This window comes from Clostridium sp. CM042 (assembly GCF_055080995.1).
Window position 1 is genome coordinate 2,745,275 of record NZ_CM143646.1, and the last position, 21,376, is coordinate 2,766,650.

Sequence of the window (21,376 nt, forward strand, 5' to 3'; positions counted from 1 at the left end):
GGTGAAAGTCCCTAGCACGGGTTGATAGTGCCAAGTGCATAGCTTAGGACAAGGGTGTCCATGGTGACGTGGAATCTGAAGGAAGTCGGCGGCAAAACTCTGGTCTGACGAACAGAAACTACATATAAGGCATATGCTTGTGGGTAAGTTTGCTAAACAAAACGAAGCCCAAAACTATTCGAAACAAGTGGTGTAAATGTAGCAGATAGATGGAGTGAAAGATTGCGCTCTTACCCGGGGAGGTCTTAGATAAACGTTATAGAAATGAATTTTGAAATGACAAACTTTGCAGTGATGTAAAGCTGAAATCTAAGAAGTCAGCAGAAGTCATAGTAGCATAAGCTTCATGAATCTTATGTGAAGGACTGAACGATAGGAGGTTTTGAAACTTTGAAAAACACAAAGAAATGTGATAACAGCAGACAACTTCATAATGAAGGTTACCTACAAAAGGATAGAGTGGAACTCGAAGAGTATGTAGGAGCGCTGAGCATTTCATTGACGATAGAAAAGCGACAGAACGCCGAAAATAAATACACCAATGGATTGTTTGAAAGGATTATTGACAAAAACAACTTAAATCAAGCATTTAAGAAAGTAAAAGCCAACAAAGGTAGTTATGGAGTTGATGGTATGAAAGTAGATGAACTTCTACGATACCTAAGAGAAAATGGCGCCAGCCTTCGGCAATCACTATTGGAAGGTAGTTATAAACCTAATCCAGTAAGGCGAGTAGAAATACCTAAGCCTGATGGAAAGAAACGACCACTAGGAATACCAACAGCTGTAGACCGAGTAATACAACAAGCTATCGCTCAAGTTTTAAATCCAATATTTGAAGAGAAATTTTCAGATAATAGTTATGGATTTAGACCGAACAGAAGTGCACACCAAGCAATTCAAAAATGCAAAGAATACATGGATAAAGGTTACAAGTGGGCAGTAGATATTGATTTGGAGAAATACTTCGATACTGTAAATCATGATAAATTAATAGGCTTGCTTTATAAAGAAGTAAAAGATGTTAGGGTAATAGCCCTTATAAGAAAATATCTTCAAGCAGGAGTAATGGAAAGAGGCATTTTTAATACCTCTCAAAAAGGTGTACCACAAGGTGGAAATCTTTCACCATTACTTAGTAATGTCATGTTAAATGAGCTGGATAAAGAATTAGAAAAGCGAGGATTAAACTTCTGTCGTTATGCTGACGACAGTGCGCCACGAAAGCGTGGTAATCAACTCGCAAGAGTTGATTAATATAGCTGTGCTATACAGATGATGGAGGAAGGTCCTCCGAAATCGCCATGCAGGTGGAGATTTCAAACTACCTTAAGGTGCTGTAATCAAAAGTTATGGTGCTTAGCGTTAAGGAAAAGGCAGAGGTAAATCTGTCAAGTATGTACTAAAGAGATGAACGAGCATGTGAATCACTTACGAAAATGTCGAAAGCGTAGAGACTCCATCAAAACCAGGGGGTAGTCGTTAACTTGGGATAAGCCTAGAGGAAACCTGTTTACTGGCTAGGCGGTGGGCGGCATAAAGGTGGCATGACTTTAGTATGGGCATTTGTATGGAACGTGGGAACCTACGGCTTGATGTTAAGAGAGTATTTCAAGCAGAAGAACTGTGAGAAAAGAGTATCGATGCAAGCATAGGGGCAGATTGGGTCGTAGTAGTGAAGAAACTTCTGTAATGGAAGTGGAGCAAAGGACTTCAAGTTATTCAGTTTCAGAAATAAGTCAACTTTGAAAAGGAGGAGGAGCTTATGATGGAAACAAAGCCGTTTAATATTTCTAAAAGAGCTGTAGTTACAGCTTACGAAAAGGTGAAAGCAAACAAGGGAACATATGGAGTTGATGGACAGTCAATTGAAGATTTTGAAAAGAACTTGAAAAATAATCTATATAAAATCTGGAATAGGATGTCATCAGGAAGTTACTTTCCCCAACCTGTAAAAGCAGTTGCAATTCCAAAGAAAAGTGGAGGAACTAGATTACTAGGGATACCGACTGTTGAGGATAGAATTGCACAAATGCTAGTTAAACTATACTTTGAACCAGAAGTAGAGACTATGTTTTATGAGGATTCCTACGGATATAGACCTAATAAATCTGCAATACAGGCACTTGATGTTACAAGAAAAAGGTGTTGGAGGAAAGATTGGGTCCTTGAATTTGATATAAAGGGACTATTTGATAATATCAAACATGACATTTTAATTAAAATGGTAAAAAAACATACAAATGAAGAATGGATTATTCTATATATTCAAAGGTGGTTAACTGCACCATTTCAAATGGAAACGGGAAAACTAGTGCCAAGAATCTCTGGAACTCCGCAAGGGGGTGTCATAAGTCCAGTACTTGCGAATCTGTTTTTACATTATGTGTTTGATGATTTTATAACAAAAGAATTCAAAACAATTCCGTGGGCAAGATACGCAGATGATGGAATAGCACACTGTGTATCCCTAAAACAGGCTAAATATCTACAAAGACGGTTGCAAGAAAGGTTCGAAGAATACGGATTGCAACTGAACCTTGATAAAACAAAGATTGTATACTGTAAAGATGATGATAGAAAGGGAGATTATCCAAATATATCATTTGACTTCCTAGGGTATACATTTAAGCCTAGAGGCGCAAAAAGTAAATATGGAAAGTATTTTACAAGTTTCTTACCAGCGATAGCAGATAATGCAAAGAAAAGAATTAGGAAAGAAGTAAGAAGTTGGAGAGTACAGTTGAAGGTAGATAAAGACTTGTGGGATATATCAAGTATGTTTAATAAAAAGATACAGGGGTGGATTAACTATTATACACATTTCTATAAAACGGAAATGTATTCAGTATTAAGATATATCAATAATGCTTTAGTAAAATGGGTTCGAAGAAAGTATAAGAAACGAAAACATAAACGAAGAGCAGAATATTGGTTGGGAAGTATTGCGAAAAGAGATAGAAATTTGTTTGCACACTGGAAAATGGGAATATTACCAACGACTGAATGATGGGAGCCGTATGAGCTGAGAGGTTCACGTACGGTTCTGAGAGAAACTAAGGGTGAAGTTCCCTTGGTTTACTTACTGTAATATTTATTTAAAATCAAAGAAATCAGCATGTAGAGTAATGGCAAGTATAACAAGGTTTATAGAAGAGGGTTTGAAACTCAAAGTCAATAAAGACAAGAGCAAGGTCGATAGACCGTGGAAGTTGAAGTATTTAGGATTTACATTTTATCCGAAAAAAGGTGAAATGGGAATAAGAGTACATCCAAATTCTGTTAAGAAACTTAAATGCAAGCAATAAACATCTTAAGGAACAAGGGTTTATATCATTAATGGGAAAATTTATGATTAGGTAATTCTTATTGAACCGCCGTGTACCGAACGGTACGCACGGTGGTGTGAGAGGTCGCCAAATAAATTAATTATTTAGCTCCTACTCGATTATCAGGTACATAGTAAAGAGAGGGCATGCTAACAGGTAGTTTGCATTATTGCAATTTGCTAAGAATTTTACTGTGATTATATACCAACATTTGGTGCAAATTGTGGTATAATGTACAGAATTGGGTTTAAAGGTGATTTAGAGGTATAAGCTTCGCTGTAACCGTTATCATATTGGCTATTTTGGAAATATAATTTTAACAAAACTTCTTATAAAGATTTAACTTGACAAATATGTTCAGATTGTTAAAATTAGATTGTAAAATTAGGAATAGTTGAAATTAATATTTTATGATATTAGGTATACTATTTTTTGTTTTTATAATAGCAAAAACATAAATCAACTTGTAAGTTGTATTAAATTATATAGGCGGTGTATAAAGTGATTTTAGTTTTAGATGTTGGAAATACTAATACTGTTTTAGGAGTTTTTAAGGAAAAGGAGTTAATTGTAGAGTGGAGAATATCTACTGATGCAAAAAAAACCGCTGACGAATACGGAATTCAAGTAATGCAATTATTTTATCAGCGAAACATAAAAACAGAACATATTAAAGGGGTAATAATTTCCTCAGTTGTTCCCAATAGTATGTATTCACTAGAACATATGATAAGAAAATATTTCGATTTGAAATCTATGGTAGTAGGACCAGGAGTTAAGACTGGAATAAATGTAAAATATGATAATCCTAAAGATGTAGGTGCAGATAGAATTGTTAATGCTGTTTCAGCCCATGAAATTTATAAAAGATCATTAATATTAATAGATTTTGGTACAGCTACAACCTTTTGTGCTATAAGCAAAGAGGCTAATTATTTAGGGGGAACTATATGCCCTGGAATTAAAATAGCTTCTGAAGCACTATTTGAGAGAGCGGCAAAGCTACCTCGGGTGGAGCTTATAAAACCAGAAACAGTTATATGTAAAAATACTGTTGAAAGCATGCAGTCTGGAATAATATATGGATATATTGGCCAAGTAGACTATATTGTTAATAAAATGAAAAGTGAAATGATTAGTATGGGAGAAGAAGAGCCTTTTGTAGTGGCTACAGGAGGACTTTCAAAACTAATAACCAAAGATTCTTCTGCTATTGATGAGTTTCATCCGAATTTAACCTTAGAAGGACTTAGAATGATTTATGAGAAGAATAGGGAATAGGTGATTTAACGACATTTCAGAAGGGAAAACTCCCACTTCTATAACTAGGAGTTCCATACTATAACAAATAAGAAACTTCAGTGGAGCACAAATCTCTTTCTGAAGTCGTTAATATTGCAGCTCCGCAGGAGATGATTTAATGAAAATATCAAATATTAACTTTGAAAACAATGTTTTTTTAGCTCCTATGGCAGGAATTACAGATATTGCTTTCAGAGGATTATGCAAAGAATTAGGGTGTGGTCTCCTATATACTGAAATGGTAAGTGCTAAAGGACTATATTATGGAAGTACCAATACAGAATCTCTTATGCGAATTTCAGGTCAAGAGAAACCTGTAGCTGTTCAGATATTTGGTAATGATCCTAAGATTATGGCTAGTGCCTGTGAAATTTTCAACACAAGAAGCGATATATGTATGGTTGATGTAAACATGGGGTGTCCTGTTCATAAAATAGTGAAAAATGGTGAGGGATCAGCTTTGATGAAAAACCCTAAACTAGCAGCGCAAATAATAAAAGAAATGAAAGAGGTTTCAACAAAACCTGTGACAGTGAAGTTTAGAAAGGGATTTGATTCAAATAATGTTAATGCTGTAGAATTCGCTAAATATATGGAGGATGCAGGTATAGATGCTATTGCGGTGCATGGCAGAACTCGCGAACAAATGTATGAAGGCAAGGCTGATTGGGATATTATAAGGGCTGTAAAAGAAAATGTTAAAGTTCCCGTAATAGGTAATGGGGACATATTTTCCGTAGAGGATGCTGTGAAAATAAAGGAAATCACTAATTGTGATGCTATAATGATCGCAAGAGGGTCCAGGGGTAACCCATGGATTTTTAGAGAGGTTAAGCAGGCAATAAATGGAGAAAAGGTTATATACCCTACTCCTGAAGAAAAAATAGATATGTGTATAAGGCATTTAGATTTAGCTGTAAAATATTATGAAGAAGTCAAGGCTGTTAGAGAAATGAGAAAGCATACAGCATGGTATATTAAAGGGCTTAACAACTGCGCTGAAATTAAGAATGAAATTAATACTAAAAATAGTTATGATGATGTAAAGCAGATACTTTTGATTTATAAAGATTATTTGAAGACCATAAAAGTATAATTTTAAAATTAAAACGTGAATTTATACAATTAACACTGAATAAGATAATAGTACATTAATGTATAAGGTGCATATGTATGAAGTCAATTTTATGTGTAACTTCAAATATAGATAATTTATATAATGAATTTGGATTTTTAAGTAAAATTAAAGATAAGCTAAAGATGAAAGTAATAAGTAATGAATACATTAAAGAATTAGATATTAAAGTTACGAGTGTAAGGATGCCACCTAATTTTAATAGAAAAGCATATTTAAATAATTTAAATTATGCTAAAAAAATATGTAAATGTAGTGAAGTGCAATTATCGCCAAAAACACTGAGGCCTATGGATTATAATTATTTTAATGAATTTCAAAAGCAATTTTTGGCTTTTAGCGTTATAAAAAGTATACAACTTATGCTTAGAATGAGAAATAAGAGTTTGAAAAATTGCTGCATTGTGGTATATGATGCTGTAGAAATGATAAACTATAATATTATTGTGGAATTAGCAAAGCATTGCAAATATATTGTATTTTTGTCGCCTAATTTGGGAAAAGCTAGAAAATTTTCAGATTATATTATCGCTAATTTCGGTATATCTCCTATTGTTACAGATGATGAACTTTATGCTGTTAAAATAGCAGATTTTATTATTTCATCTAAAGATTATGAATTCAGTTCTGGGAAATTAGTCTGGTTCTTAGATAATAGTATAAACACGTCAAAGAATATTATAGCTATAAATGATGTAAGTTATAATGTTCCTTGGAAAACTCTCAAAGGAGATTTTTCTATCGAACTTTTAGGAGCGATATTATGTCAAATGCAAGAAAGTGATATTGAAAAAGCTCTTAAGTACAATGGTATATATCTAAAAAAAATAAAATTTAACAATAATGTAATAGATTAGACTATTTTGCTCGTGACATATTGACAATAGTAACGCTCTGATTTATAATGGCTAAATGGTTACATGTATTGTTATTCAAAGAATGAATCTTAGAACCGATAATTTATCAATTTGAACTAATAGTCTTATATTATATAAATTATATGAAATTACTATATTTTAAGGAAAACAGTATTGTAGTGGGGGAGTGTTATGCTAGGATATTGTTAGTTTATAGTGAATTTTATGGATGTTTACTAATTTATTTAATAAAAATTAAAAAGGGGAGAAATAAATGAGCGTAACAAAACAATATGTAATGACCTATGAGGGAATTACAAAATTAGAGGGAGAATTAGAATTTCTTAAGACTGTCAAGAGAAAAGATATAACTGAAAAAATAAAGGTAGCACTTGGGTATGGAGACTTAACCGAAAACTCAGAGTACGATGAAGCTAAAAATGAACAAGCATTTGTAGAAGGTAGAATAATACAATTGGAAAATATGCTTAGAAATGCAAGTGTTATAGATGAAAACGATATTGAAAAAGATGTAGTAAGTATAGGATCTATAGTTAAGGTTAAGGATTATGAGTTTGATGAAGAGGTTGAATTTTATATAGTGGGTTCAGCAGAAGCAGATCCAATGATAAATAAAATATCAAATGAATCACCAGTTGGAAGTGCACTCGTGGGTAAGAAATCAGGAGCAATTATAGAAGTTGTAGTTCCGGATGGTGTTGGTAAGTATGAAGTATTAGAAGTACGACGCGGGTAATTGTTTAAAAATTATTTGATTTTTATAAAAAATAGGGGCACTTAACAATTTGTGATTGGTAGGTGCCCTAAAGAAATATATACATAGAAGAAATATGGCAGAATAAATGATTAATAGTTATTTTCTGACCTATAGGAAAATAGGAGGGGTATTAATGTCAAACGAAAAAAAGAATGAAGAAAAAAGCGAAGAGAAAAACTTGCACGAACTTGAATCTAAATATAATGAACAGGTAACCATAAGACGACGAAAATTATCTGCTTTAAAAGAAGAAGGCAAAGATCCATTTGATGTGTACAAAGTTGAAAGAACTCATACATCGCAAGAAGTTAAAGAAAATTATGAGAAATTAGAAGGAACTCAGGTTATTGTAGCAGGTAGGCTGATGTCTAAAAGGGTTCATGGCAAGGCTGGTTTTTCTGATGTTCATGACAGATATGGTAAAATTCAACTATACATAAAAATAGATGATGTAGGCGAAGAAAAATTAAAAGAATATAAAAGTTTTGACATAGGAGATTTTTTAAGCGTAACTGGTACACCTTTTCTTACAAAAACTGGTGAAATATCACTACATATAGTAGATTTTCAGCTTATAGCTAAGGCTTTAAAACCACTTCCAGAAAAATGGCACGGATTAAAAGATCCTGATTTAAGATTTAGACAAAGAGAAGTAGATATAATAATGAACCCAGAAGTAAGAGATACGTTTATGAAGAGAATATCAATAATTAAATATATCCGAGAATACTTAGATAATAAAGGATTTTTAGAAGTTGAAACTCCGATTTTATCCACAATAGCAGGAGGCGCTGCAGCAAGACCATTTAGTACTCATCATAATGCACTTGATATTGAGATGTATCTTAGAATTGCAACAGAGTTATATTTAAAAAGGCTTATTGTTGCTGGGTTTGAAAAGGTATATGACATGGGTAAAAACTTTAGAAATGAAGGAACAGATATAAGACATAATCCAGAGTTTACAATGATAGAATTATATGAAGCTTATGCAGATTATAATGATATGATGGAAATCACAGAAAATATGATAGCTTATGTTTGTGAAAAAGTTCATGGAACTACAAAGGTTAATTATCAAGGGACTGAAATAGACTTTACACCACCATGGAGAAGAATTACTATGGTAGAAGCGGTAAAAGAGTATGCTGGTGTGGACTTTACGCTGATTAGTACTAACGAAGAAGCTAGGAAGATAGCTAAAGAAAAGCATTTAGAATTTAAAAAAGATATAGAAAATTGTTCAAAAGCAGATATATTAAATGCATTATTTGAAGAATATGCAGAAGAAAAGTTAATTGAACCAACATTTTTATGTGATTACCCTGTAGAGATATCACCTCTTACTAAGAAGAAGAGAGGAAATTCAGAGTTTACAGAGAGATTTGAAGGCTTTGTATTTGGAAGAGAAGTGTGTAATGCATACTCAGAGTTAAATGATCCAGTAGTTCAAAGAGAGAGATTTATGCAACAAGCAAAAGAAAGAGAACTAGGCGATGATGAGGCTTATTTAATAGATGAAGAATTTATGAGTGCATTAGAAACAGGAATGCCTCCAACAGGCGGACTGGGTATAGGAATTGATAGAATGGTAATGTTCTTAACGGACTCTTATTCAATAAGAGATGTTATCCTATTCCCTACAATGAAACCAATTCAGTAATTTAAAAAAATAAAAAGGATATTTTAGTTAATCTAAAATATCTTTTTTATTTTTAAAGCATAATCATAACTACTTAACATAAGGGTTTCCTGTACTTTTTAATAAATAAAATCATTAAATTATAAAAAAAAAGAAAAAACTATTGAATTCTTAATTGTGTATGTTATAATATTGTTGTAAGCAATAATAATCCGCGATAGCTCAACGGTGGAGCACTCGGCTGTTAACCGATAGGTTGAAGGTTCAAATCCTTTTCGCGGAGCCATTTTTTATTTTTGAAACTCAATATTATAAGAAATCTAATGTATAATAAAATAATTCACTGTGATAAAGAAGAGTAGTAGTAGTACTTTATAAGAGAGGTTGTGGCTGGTGTAAACAATCAAAGTATTATTGTGAAAGGGACTTTTGAGTGTATAGAATTTAAAGTAGGGCATGTGCCAATAAGGGTGGAACCGCGGAAGTAATTTTCGTCCCTTAGGGTATAGTCTTTTTTTTTATGCGTAAAATAATAGAGCATGTCTTTATGCGGGTGAGATGAATTGAATTAGTTATATTTAGACAAAATAGGAAAGAATACAAGAAATAACATTAATATATTTGTAACGACCATTTAGAAGTATATAAAACAAGATATCATTAGATTATAAAAAAATAGGAGTGATTAATATGGCATTTGAAAAAAGTATGGATAAAATAGTTGCGTTATGCAAAAACAGAGGGTTCGTATTCCCAGGGTCTGATATATACGGAGGGCTCGCTAATTCATGGGATTATGGTCCTCTGGGAGTTGAATTTAAAAATAATGTTAAAAAAGCTTGGTGGAAAAAATTTGTTCAAGAAAGTCCATATAATGTAGGCGTAGACTGCGCTATACTTATGAACCCAGAAGTATGGGTTGCGACGGGTCACGTTGGAGGATTTTCAGATCCACTAATGGATTGCAAAGATTGCAAAGCTAGATTTAGAGCGGATAAGTTAGTGGAAGACCATATGACAAATCAGGGAGTAGAAGTAGCTACTGCTGATGGATGGTCAAATGAAGAATTAAAAGAATATATAGCAAAAAATGAAATAGTATGTCCTAAATGTGGAAAGAAAGACTTTACTGATATTAGAAAATTTAATTTAATGTTTAAGACTTCCCAGGGAATAACAGAAGATGGAAAATCAGAAATATATTTAAGACCAGAAACGGCTCAGGGGATCTTCGTAAACTTTAAAAATGTTCAAAGAGCTTCAAGAAAAAAAGTTCCATTTGGAATAGGCCAAGTAGGAAAGGCTTTCAGAAATGAAATAACACCAGGGAATTTTATTTTTAGAACCAGGGAATTTGAACAAATGGAATTGGAATTTTTCTGTAAACCAGGTACAGATTTAGAATGGTTTGCATATTGGAAAGAGTATTGTGCTAATTTCTTATATAATTTGGGTATGGAAAAGGAAAATCTAAGATTTAGAGACCATGGAGAAGAGGAATTATCTTTCTATAGTAATGCTACTTGTGACATAGAATTCTTGTTTCCTTTTGGATGGGGAGAATTATGGGGCGTTGCTGATAGAACGGATTATGACTTAAAGAAACATATGGAACATTCAGGGAATGATTTAAGTTATCTAGATCCTATCACTAATGAAAAATATGTACCATATTGTATAGAACCTTCTCTGGGTGCAGATAGAGTTGTTCTTGCATTCTTAGTTAATGCATATGATGAAGAAGAACTTGAAGGCGGAGACGTAAGAACAGTGCTTCATTTACATCCAGCACTTGCACCATTTAAGGCGGCTATTCTACCTTTAAGTAAAAAATTATCAGAGAAATCCCTCCAAGTTTTTGCTATGCTAGGTAAAAAATTTAACGTAGACTACGATGAAACCGGAAGTATAGGAAAAAGGTATAGAAGAGAAGACGAAATAGGAACTCCATACTGCATAACTGTAGATTTTGACACGTTAGAAGATAACACTGTAACAATTAGAGACAGAGATACAATGGGTCAAATAAGGGTAAGTATAGATGATTTAGAAAAGTTTATAGAAGAAAAATTACAATTTTAAATTTTGAATTGGAATAGTTAGTTTGGGTTAGAGGATGGCGTGTAGTATATAATGAGGCTTGAGTAGGCTGTGGTTATACTATGCGTTGTTTTTTTATAGAACAAATTCAAAAAAATGTGAAATATAAAGTATATGAAGATTACATGGAGGGTTATATGAAAAAGAATTTCAATGAATTTAAGGAATTTATAAAAGGGAAAAAAGTTGGAGTTGTAGGTATAGGAGTTAGCAATATTCCTTTAATACATTTTCTAGTGAAGCTTCAGGCCGTTGTTACAGCTTTTGATAAAAAAACTTATAGTTTACTTGGAAAGGTAGCAATAGATTTTGAAGAAGAGGGTGTGAAACTGGTATTAGGCGAGGATTACTTAGATGACCTAACGGGATTTGATGCTATTTTTAAAACGCCATCTATGAGAGTAGACAATCCTGCTCTTTTGAAAGCGAAAAAAGAAGGTACATATATAACTTCGGAAATGGAGGAGTTCATAAAATATTGTCCGGCTAAAACTTACGGCGTAACGGGTAGTGATGGAAAAACAACTACAACCACAATAATATATAATATATTAAAAAAAGAAGGATATAAAACTTGGGTTGGAGGCAATATTGGAACACCGCTGTTCGCAAATATTGAAGAAATAACTAAAGATGATAAGGTAGTATTGGAATTGTCGAGCTTTCAGCTTATGACTATGACGGTTTCTACAGATGTAGCAATAGTAACAAATCTGAGCATGAATCATCTAGATATTCATAAGGATATGGAAGAATATATAAATGCAAAGAAGAACGTGTTTAAATATCAACGTGATGGGGATCTCATTGTATTAAATAAGGATAATGAGTTAACTTACGAATTAAGAAAAGAGGTTAAGGGAAAAGTTAAGTATTTTAGTGTATGCGAGAAGATAGAAGATGGTGCATATTTTCAAAATGATAACTTATTCATTATGAACAAGTTAGTATGTAATCTTGAGGAAATAAAGCTAAAAGGGATGCATAATGTGCAAAATCTATTAACTGCCTTTTGTGCAACTCAAAATGAAGTAACGGTTGCGAGCATGAGAGAAGTGGCTACCACTTTTACGGGGGTACCTCATAGGGGTGAATTCGTGAGGGAAGTAGATGGAGTTAAATATTACAATGATTCAATAGCATCTACGCCGACTAGAACTATAGCAAGTCTCAAAGCCTTTGAAAAACCTGTTATATTAATTGCAGGAGGATATGATAAAAAAATACCTTTTGAACCTTTAGCAGAAGAAGGCTACACAAATATTAAAACACTAATATTAGTAGGTGACACTAAATATAAAATAAAAGAAGTTTTTGAGCGTATGTCTAAAGAAAATAAAATACCTTTACAGATTATACTTGCTGAAAATTTTAATGAAGCAATTTTTACAGCTAAATTAGTTGCTAAACCTGGTGATATAGTGACGTTGTCACCTGCATGTGCAAGTTTCGATATGTTTCAAAATTTTGAAGTAAGAGGTAATAAATATAAGGAAATAGTAATGACATTATAATAAAAGACATTTTCATGTTCACTAAATAGGGGCTTTGGTAAAAAAGATTATTTTTACTGGGGTTTTTATTTTATTAATAAGGAAATTATAATATTACAGCACTGAGAGTGATGATTTAAACGAGTATTAATTAACTTAACAAACCTATGATATTTATTTTTATAGTCATTAAGCGCTAAATGCATAACAAATGTTCCAAGCGTATCATTATGAGTAAAACGGATTATATGGTATAAATAAGCATATATATGAAAATAGATTGATATAATAGATGATTATAAACAAATGGTGAGTTATACATATGATATTATATTAATTGTCGCTGGAACATACCGTTATAAATTAACTTTAAGTGCACAGTGATGAAAGAAAAATTCATTATCAAATATTTTTAAAGTAGTTGACAATGATGAAAAAAAGAATTATAATAGTAAAAGTCATCACATGATGACAATGATAATTGGTCTTTGAAAATTAAACAGAGAAATAGGTAAAGATAGCGAAATAATATTTCGTTAAACCAGTTAATTACTTTAGTATAAAGTAAAATTTAGTCGTAAGACTAAAAAGTATGTAATGAGCTTGCGAATCAACCTAACGGTTGCTTAACCAACTTAACAGTTGGCGCAGATTAATCATTTCAACTAAAAAAGTGTAAACTTTTAAATTGAGAGTTTGATCCTGGCTCAGGACGAACGCTGGCGGCGTGCCTAACACATGCAAGTCGAGCGATGATTCGTCTCCTTCGGGAGACGTTGATTAGCGGCGGACGGGTGAGTAACACGTGGGTAACCTGCCTCAAAGAGGGGAATAGCCTCCCGAAAGGGAGATTAATACCGCATAATATGTTTTGGTCGCATGATCGAAACATCAAAGGATTTTTCTTCGGAAAATTCCACTTTGAGATGGACCCGCGGCGCATTAGCTAGTTGGTGAGGTAACGGCTCACCAAGGCGACGATGCGTAGCCGACCTGAGAGGGTGATCGGCCACATTGGAACTGAGACACGGTCCAGACTCCTACGGGAGGCAGCAGTGGGGAATATTGCGCAATGGGGGAAACCCTGACGCAGCAACGCCGCGTGAATGATGAAGGCCTTCGGGTTGTAAAGTTCTGTCTTCTGGGACGATAATGACGGTACCAGAGGAGGAAGCCACGGCTAACTACGTGCCAGCAGCCGCGGTAATACGTAGGTGGCAAGCGTTGTCCGGATTTACTGGGCGTAAAGGATGCGTAGGCGGACATTTAAGTCAGATGTGAAATACCCGAGCTTAACTTGGGTGCTGCATTTGAAACTGGGTGTCTAGAGTGCAGGAGAGGTAAGTGGAATTCCTAGTGTAGCGGTGAAATGCGTAGAGATTAGGAAGAACACCAGTGGCGAAGGCGACTTACTGGACTGTAACTGACGCTGAGGCATGAAAGCGTGGGGAGCAAACAGGATTAGATACCCTGGTAGTCCACGCCGTAAACGATGAATACTAGGTGTCGGGGGTCGAACCTCGGTGCCGCCGTTAACACATTAAGTATTCCGCCTGGGGAGTACGATCGCAAGATTAAAACTCAAAGGAATTGACGGGGGCCCGCACAAGCAGCGGAGCATGTGGTTTAATTCGAAGCAACGCGAAGAACCTTACCTAGACTTGACATCCCCTGCATAACCCAGAGATGGGTGAAGTCCTTCGGGACAGGGTGACAGGTGGTGCATGGTTGTCGTCAGCTCGTGTCGTGAGATGTTGGGTTAAGTCCCGCAACGAGCGCAACCCTTATCATTAGTTGCTACCATTAAGTTGAGCACTCTAGTGAGACTGCCCGGGTTAACCGGGAGGAAGGTGGGGATGACGTCAAATCATCATGCCCCTTATGTCTAGGGCTACACACGTGCTACAATGGTGAGTACAAAGAGATGCAAGACCGCAAGGTGGAGCCAAACTCAAAAACTCATCCCAGTTCGGATTGTAGGCTGCAACTCGCCTACATGAAGCCGGAGTTGCTAGTAATCGCGAATCAGCATGTCGCGGTGAATACGTTCCCGGGCCTTGTACACACCGCCCGTCACACCATGAGAGTTGGTAACACCCGAAGTCCGTGAGGTAACCTAACACTTAGGTGTTTATGGAGCCAGCGGCCGAAGGTGGGATTGATGATTGGGGTGAAGTCGTAACAAGGTAGCCGTAGGAGAACCTGCGGCTGGATCACCTCCTTTCTAGGGAGTAGATGTATTGACTTCGGTCGATGCACAATATCTATTGTAATTAATCGTACCTAGTTCTCTGTTTAATTTTGAGAGACTAATTATAGTTAACTCTTAGGAGTTACTAATGAATAGTTTTTCTAATGGGGGTATAGCTCAGCTGGGAGAGCACCTGCCTTGCACGCAGGGGGTCAAGAGTTCGATTCTCTTTATCTCCACCATTAAATGGGCCTATAGCTCAGCTGGTTAGAGCGCACGCCTGATAAGCGTGAGGTCGATGGTTCGAGTCCATTTAGGCCCACCATTTATGTTCTTTGAAAATTGCACAGTGAAAAAAGTTGTTTTAAAAAAATTAAAACTATGAAAATAGTTTATGAATTGATTTAATACAATTTCGCAAAATTAATATAACCGTCTATGTAAATAGACAGAATCAAGGTCAAGCTACAAAGGGCGCATGGCGAATGCCTTGGCACTAGGAGCCGAAGAAGGACGCGTTAAGCTGCGATAAGCTTTGGGTAGGCGCAAATAGCCTGTGATCCAAAGATTTCCGAATGGGGGAACCCACATAGTAACAACTATGTACTGCATACTGAATAAATAGGTATGCAGAGGTAGACCCGGGGAACTGAAACATCTAAGTACCCGGAGGAAGAGAAAGAAATATCGATTTCCTAAGTAGCGGCGAGCGAAAGGGAAAGAGCCCAAACCCAGGTCTTTGACCTGGGGGTTGAGGATAGATCATAAATACTGCAATTCCTTAATTGAAGATAGCTGGAAAGCTGCTCCGCAGAAGGTAATAGGCCTGTAAATGAAAAGGAAAAACAGTCAGATCTAATCCAGAGTACCACGAGACACGTGAAACCTTGTGGGAAGCTGGGAGGACCACCTCCCAAGGCTAAATACTACCTAGTGACCGATAGTGAAGAAGTACCGTGAGGGAAAGGTGAAAAGAACCCCGGAAGGGGAGTGAAATAGAACCTGAAACCGTGTGCCTACAACCGGTCGAAGCACTTTATATGTGTGACGGCGTGCTTTTTGTAGAACGAGCCAACGAGTTACGATATGTAGCAAGGTTAAGTACTTAAGGTACGGAGCCGAAGGGAAACCAAGTCTGAATAGGGCGTTGTGAACGCAAGTTCACGAAGTTGCATGTCGTAGACCCGAAACCGGGTGACCTATCCATGGCCAGGATGAAGCGGAAGTAAAATTCCGTGGAGGTCCGAACCACGTTGGTGTTGAAAAACCATGGGATGAGCTGTGGATAGCGGAGAAATTCCAATCGAACTCGGAGATAGCTGGTTCTCCTCGAAATAGCTTTAGGGCTAGCGTCGATTAATTGAGTAATGGAGGTAGAGCACTGAATGGGCTAGGGGCTGACAACAGTTACTGAACCCTATCAAACTCCGAATGCCATATACTTTTATTTCGGCAGTCAGACTGCGAATGATAAGATCCGTAGTCAAAAGGGAAACAGCCCAGACCATCAGCTAAGGTCCCAAAGTGTAAGTTAAGTGGAAAAGGATGTGGGATTTCTAAGACAACTAGGATGTTGGCTCAGAAGCAGCCACTCATTTAAAGAGTGCGTAATAGCTCACTAGTCAAGAGATCCTGCGCCGAAGATGTCCGGGGCTAAAACTTACCACCGAAGCTATGGGTGTACACAATTGTGTACGCGGTAGAGGAGCTTTCTGTACTGGCTGAAGTCATACCGTAAGGAGTGGTGGACGGTACAGAAGTGAGAATGTTGGCATGAGTAGCGAGAGTTAAGTGAGAATCTTAACGGTCGAAAACCTAAGGTTTCCTGAGGAAGGCTCGTCCTCTCAGGGTTAGTCGGGACCTAAGCCGAGGCCGAAAGGCGTAGGTGATGGACAATCGGTTGATATTCCGATACCACCAATGGACGTTATTAGAAATGGGATGACGCAGGAGGATAAGATGTGCACACTATTGGATGTGTGTCTAAGCATTTAGGCGGAGCAAGCAGGCAAATCCGTTTGCTCTTAACGCTGAGATGTGATGGGGAAGGGAATTTATTCCCGAAGTATCTGATTCCACGCTGCCAAGAAAAGTCTCTATCGAGGATATTGGTGCCCGTACCGCAAACCGACACAGGTAGGTGAGGAGAGAATCCTAAGACCATCGGAAGAATTGTTGTTAAGGAACTCGGCAAATTGACCCCGTAACTTCGGGAGAAGGGGTGCCTACGTAAGTAGGTCGCAGAGAATAGGCCCAAGCAACTGTTTAGCAAAAACACAGGTCTCTGCTAAAGCGAAAGCTGATGTATAGGGGCTGACGCCTGCCCGGTGCTGGAAGGTTAAGGGGATTACTTAGCGCAAGCGAAGGTATGAACTTAAGCCCCAGTAAACGGCGGCCGTAACTATAACGGTCCTAAGGTAGCGAAATTCCTTGTCGGGTAAGTTCCGACCCGCACGAATGGCGTAATGATTTGGGCACTGTCTCAACAACACATCCGGCGAAATTGTAGTGCAAGTGAAGATGCTTGCTACCCGCGATTGGACGGAAAGACCCCGTAGAGCTTTACTGTAGCTTAGCATTGAATTTCGGTATTGTCTGTACAGGATAGGTGGGAGACTGAGAAACATGGGCGTCAGCCTGTGTGGAGTCATCCTTGGGATACCACCCTGACAGTACTGAGGTTCTAACTGGAGGCCATGAATCTGGTCACAGGACATTGTTAGGTGGGCAGTTTGACTGGGGCGGTCGCCTCCAAAAAAGTAACGGAGGCGCCCAAAGGTTCCCTCAGCGCGGTTGGAAATCGCGCGAAGAGTGCAAAGGCAGAAGGGAGCCTGACTGCGACACTTACAAGTGGAGCAGGGACGAAAGTCGGGCTTAGTGATCCGGTGGTACCTCGTGGGAGGGCCATCGCTCAACGGATAAAAGCTACCTCGGGGATAACAGGCTGATCTCCCCCAAGAGTCCACATCGACGGGGAGGTTTGGCACCTCGATGTCGGCTCGTCGCATCCTGGGGCTGAAGTAGGTCCCAAGGGTTGGGCTGTTCGCCCATTAAAGCGGCACGCGAGCTGGGTTCAGAACGTCGTGAGACAGTTCGGTCCCTATCCGTCGCGGGCGTAGGAAATTTGAAGGGAGCTGTCCTTAGTACGAGAGGACCGGGATGGACAAACCTCTGGTGCACCAGTTGTCACGCCAGTGGCATCGCTGGGTAGCTATGTTTGGAAGGGATAAACGCTGAAAGCATCTAAGCGTGAAGCCCACCCTGAGATGAGATTTCCCATAACGCGTGTTTTTAACACAAGTTAGTAAGACTCCTGGAAGACCACCAGGTTGATAGGTTAGAGGTGTAAGCATGGTAACATGTTCAGCTGACTAATACTAATAAGTCGAGGGCTTGACCTAAATAATTAGAAATAACGCGATACTTCAAGCATAAGCGAGAAGACTAGTTCACTGTGCAATTTTGAGAGAATATTTATTTTCTCAATCTAGTGATTATGGCATGAAGGTAACACCCGTTCCCATACCGAACACGAAGGTTAAGCTTCAATGCGCCGATGGTACTGCAGGGGTGACCTTGTGGAAGAGTAGGTCGTCGCTAGGTAATGTTCCGCGATAGCTCAACGGTGGAGCACTCGGCTGTTAACCGATAGGTTGAAGGTTCAAATCCTTTTCGCGGAGCCATTTTTTTAAAATATAATAACATATGACGGATATTAATAAATCTGGTGATTATGGCATGAAGGTAACACCCGTTCCCATACCGAACACGAAGGTTAAGCTTCAATGCGCCGATGGTACTGCAGGGGTGACCTTGTGGAAGAGTAGGTTGTCGCCAGGTAAATATGGATCTTTAGCTCAGCTGGTTAGAGCTACCGGCTCATAACCGGTCGGTCCGGGGTTCGAGTCCCTGAAGGTCCACCATATGTGGGGATATAGCTCAGCTGGGAGAGCACCTGCCTTGCACGCAGGGGGTCAAGGGTTCGATTCCCTTTATCTCCACCAAAAAACAGTCCAATATGGGCTGTTTTTTTTGTGGAGATAAATAAGTTGTTAGTAAAAAAACTGGGTTAAATCATATCCTGGGTTGCTGAAATATTAACGACTTCAGAAGGAGATTTATACTCCCACTGAAGTTTTATTTTTGTTATAATATTGAACCTCTACTTATAAAAGTGGTGACTTCCCTTATGAGATGTCATTAAAATCACATATAAATTACTTATTTGATAATATAATTATTTAAAGAAGGATTAGAATTGAAGTAAATAAAATATTTAATGAATTTCCTTTAAAAATAAAAGAGGTTACCAGAATTTCGAAATGAAAATGTGACTGTTTGCATAATTAGAATAGAGTAGCATTTTTATTTTTATATGATTAATTATATTTAAGTTAATTATTAATATTTAAAGGAATTATATAATATAAAAATACTTAATAACGTTTATAAATAAATGAATTAAATGCTTAAATATAAACAATTTCTTATATACTTGACCATGTGTGTCAACACATATAAAACAAAGGATTATAACGAAAAGAGGGGGGAATAGAGAATAATGTGGATATATAACAAAAAAAACTAATATACAACTTTATTATTATGATACAATACTCCTTGTCGTCACAAACGAGTGGCACGATAAGCTAACTGTTGATAACTATTTAATATATTTTCAAATGAAAATAATTTTTAAAAAGTTGTTGACAAAACAAGAAATACCTAGTAGAATAGTAGAAGTCGTCACATGATGACAAAGCAAGTTGGTCTTTGAAAATTAAACAGAGAAATAGGTAAAGATAGCGAAATAATATTTCGTTAAACCAGTTAATTACTTTAGTATAAAGTAAAATTTAGTCGTAAGACTAAAAGTATGTAATGAGCTTGCTAACCAGCTTAACAGTTGGCGCAGATTAATCATTTCAACTAAAAAAGTGTAAACTTTTAAATTGAGAGTTTGATCCTGGCTCAGGACGAACGCTGGCGGCGTGCCTAACACATGCAAGTCGAGCGATGATTCGTCTCCTTCGGGAGACGTTGATTAGCGGCGGACGGGTGAGTAACACGTGGGTAACCTGCCTCAAAGAGGGGAATAGCCTCCCGAAAGGGAGATTAATACCGCATAATATGTTTTGGTCGCATGATCGAAACATCAAAGGATTTTTCTTCGGAAAATTCCACTTTGAGATGGACCCGCGGCGCATTAGCTAGTTGGTGAGGTAACGGCTCACCAAGGCGACGATGCGTAGCCGACCTGAGAGGGTGATCGGCCACATTGGAACTGAGACACGGTCCAGACTCCTACGGGAGGCAGCAGTGGGGAATATTGCGCAATGGGGGAAACCCTGACGCAGCAACGCCGCGTGAATGATGAAGGCCTTCGGGTTGTAAAGTTCTGTCTTCTGGGACGATAATGACGGTACCAGAGGAGGAAGCCACGGCTAACTACGTGCCAGCAGCCGCGGTAATACGTAGGTGGCAAGCGTTGTCCGGATTTACTGGGCGTAAAGGATGCGTAGGCGGACATTTAAGTCAGATGTGAAATACCCGAGCTTAACTTGGGTGCTGCATTTGAAACTGGGTGTCTAGAGTGCAGGAGAGGTAAGTGGAATTCCTAGTGTAGCGGTGAAATGCGTAGAGATTAGGAAGAACACCAGTGGCGAAGGCGACTTACTGGACTGTAACTGACGCTGAGGCATGAAAGCGTGGGGAGCAAACAGGATTAGATACCCTGGTAGTCCACGCCGTAAACGATGAATACTAGGTGTCGGGGGTCGAACCTCGGTGCCGCCGTTAACACATTAAGTATTCCGCCTGGGGAGTACGATCGCAAGATTAAAACTCAAAGGAATTGACGGGGGCCCGCACAAGCAGCGGAGCATGTGGTTTAATTCGAAGCAACGCGAAGAACCTTACCTAGACTTGACATCCCCTGCATAACCCAGAGATGGGTGAAGTCCTTCGGGACAGGGTGACAGGTGGTGCATGGTTGTCGTCAGCTCGTGTCGTGAGATGTTGGGTTAAGTCCCGCAACGAGCGCAACCCTTATCATTAGTTGCTACCATTAAGTTGAGCACTCTAGTGAGACTGCCCGGGTTAACCGGGAGGAAGGTGGGGATGACGTCAAATCATCATGCCCCTTATGTCTAGGGCTACACACGTGCTACAATGGTGAGTACAAAGAGATGCAAGACCGCAAGGTGGAGCCAAACTCAAAAACTCATCCCAGTTCGGATTGTAGGCTGCAACTCGCCTACATGAAGCCGGAGTTGCTAGTAATCGCGAATCAGCATGTCGCGGTGAATACGTTCCCGGGCCTTGTACACACCGCCCGTCACACCATGAGAGTTGGTAACACCCGAAGTCCGTGAGGTAACCGTAAGGAGCCAGCGGCCGAAGGTGGGATTGATGATTGGGGTGAAGTCGTAACAAGGTAGCCGTAGGAGAACCTGCGGCTGGATCACCTCCTTTCTAGGGAGTAGATGTATTGACTTCGGTCGATGCACAATATCTATTGTAATTAATCGTACCTAGTTCTCTGTTTAA

10 protein-coding genes, 6 tRNA genes, 5 rRNA genes and 1 other annotated feature are annotated in these 21,376 nt (G+C 38.0%); all 21 genes read left to right on the top strand.

Annotation, left to right across the window (positions count from 1 at the left end):
• The first annotated feature begins 390 nt into the window (after nt 1-390).
• Nucleotides 391-1,257: a group II intron reverse transcriptase/maturase gene (gene ltrA / locus ACWJJ7_RS13100; protein WP_462962491.1), complete on the top strand. Its 867-nt coding sequence runs from the start codon at nt 391-393 to the stop codon at nt 1,255-1,257.
• 508 nt (nt 1,258-1,765) lie between these two features.
• On the top strand, nt 1,766-3,010 hold the full coding sequence (gene ltrA, locus ACWJJ7_RS13105; RefSeq protein WP_224578743.1) for a group II intron reverse transcriptase/maturase: 1,245 nt from the start codon (nt 1,766-1,768) through the stop codon (nt 3,008-3,010).
• A gap of 118 nt (nt 3,011-3,128) precedes the next feature.
• A complete protein-coding gene (locus tag ACWJJ7_RS13110; RefSeq protein ID WP_462962492.1) occupies nt 3,129-3,308 on the top strand; it encodes a hypothetical protein in 180 nt (59 codons plus the stop codon).
• A 522-nt stretch (nt 3,309-3,830) separates the two neighbouring features.
• Nucleotides 3,831-4,610 (top strand): type III pantothenate kinase, encoded by a 780-nt coding sequence (locus ACWJJ7_RS13115; protein ID WP_462962493.1) that lies wholly within the window; start codon nt 3,831-3,833, stop codon nt 4,608-4,610.
• A gap of 139 nt (nt 4,611-4,749) precedes the next feature.
• Nucleotides 4,750-5,727, top strand: coding sequence for a tRNA dihydrouridine synthase DusB (gene dusB / locus ACWJJ7_RS13120; RefSeq protein ID WP_462962494.1), 978 nt, complete (start codon nt 4,750-4,752; stop codon nt 5,725-5,727).
• Between the two features lie 77 nt (nt 5,728-5,804).
• On the top strand, nt 5,805-6,623 hold the full coding sequence (locus ACWJJ7_RS13125) for a Rossmann-fold NAD(P)-binding domain-containing protein (protein ID WP_462962495.1): 819 nt from the start codon (nt 5,805-5,807) through the stop codon (nt 6,621-6,623).
• Between the two features lie 274 nt (nt 6,624-6,897).
• A complete protein-coding gene (greA, locus tag ACWJJ7_RS13130; RefSeq protein ID WP_462962496.1) occupies nt 6,898-7,380 on the top strand; it encodes a transcription elongation factor GreA in 483 nt (160 codons plus the stop codon).
• A 154-nt stretch (nt 7,381-7,534) separates the two neighbouring features.
• Nucleotides 7,535-9,064: a lysine--tRNA ligase gene (gene lysS, locus ACWJJ7_RS13135; protein ID WP_462962497.1), complete on the top strand. Its 1,530-nt coding sequence runs from the start codon at nt 7,535-7,537 to the stop codon at nt 9,062-9,064.
• A gap of 190 nt (nt 9,065-9,254) precedes the next feature.
• Nucleotides 9,255-9,329: transfer RNA gene (locus ACWJJ7_RS13140), tRNA-Asn, on the top strand.
• Nucleotides 9,330-9,379: 50 nt separating this feature from the next.
• Nucleotides 9,380-9,545 (top strand) — a binding site (T-box leader).
• A gap of 188 nt (nt 9,546-9,733) precedes the next feature.
• The gene (locus ACWJJ7_RS13145; RefSeq protein ID WP_462962498.1) at nt 9,734-11,125 is read left to right on the top strand and encodes a glycine--tRNA ligase; all 1,392 of its coding nucleotides are present in this window, start codon (nt 9,734-9,736) and stop codon (nt 11,123-11,125) included.
• A gap of 155 nt (nt 11,126-11,280) precedes the next feature.
• The gene (gene murD, locus ACWJJ7_RS13150; protein WP_462962499.1) at nt 11,281-12,657 is read left to right on the top strand and encodes a UDP-N-acetylmuramoyl-L-alanine--D-glutamate ligase; all 1,377 of its coding nucleotides are present in this window, start codon (nt 11,281-11,283) and stop codon (nt 12,655-12,657) included.
• 663 nt (nt 12,658-13,320) lie between these two features.
• Nucleotides 13,321-14,860 (top strand): 16S ribosomal RNA (locus ACWJJ7_RS13155).
• A 133-nt stretch (nt 14,861-14,993) separates the two neighbouring features.
• Nucleotides 14,994-15,069: transfer RNA gene (locus tag ACWJJ7_RS13160), tRNA-Ala, on the top strand.
• A gap of 6 nt (nt 15,070-15,075) precedes the next feature.
• A tRNA-Ile gene (locus tag ACWJJ7_RS13165) sits at nt 15,076-15,152 on the top strand.
• Nucleotides 15,153-15,285: 133 nt separating this feature from the next.
• A 23S ribosomal RNA gene (locus ACWJJ7_RS13170) occupies nt 15,286-18,228 on the top strand.
• Between the two features lie 85 nt (nt 18,229-18,313).
• Nucleotides 18,314-18,430: ribosomal RNA gene (gene rrf, locus ACWJJ7_RS13175) — 5S ribosomal RNA — on the top strand.
• A gap of 5 nt (nt 18,431-18,435) precedes the next feature.
• Nucleotides 18,436-18,510: transfer RNA gene (locus tag ACWJJ7_RS13180), tRNA-Asn, on the top strand.
• 40 nt (nt 18,511-18,550) lie between these two features.
• Nucleotides 18,551-18,667 (top strand): 5S ribosomal RNA (rrf, locus tag ACWJJ7_RS13185).
• Nucleotides 18,668-18,673: 6 nt separating this feature from the next.
• A tRNA-Ile gene (locus ACWJJ7_RS13190) sits at nt 18,674-18,750 on the top strand.
• Between the two features lie 5 nt (nt 18,751-18,755).
• Nucleotides 18,756-18,831 (top strand) — tRNA-Ala (locus ACWJJ7_RS13195).
• Between the two features lie 944 nt (nt 18,832-19,775).
• A 16S ribosomal RNA gene (locus tag ACWJJ7_RS13200) occupies nt 19,776-21,301 on the top strand.
• The 16S, 23S and 5S rRNA genes sit together here with 5 tRNA genes alongside, the layout of an rRNA operon.
• The last annotated feature ends 75 nt before the right edge of the window (nt 21,302-21,376 follow it).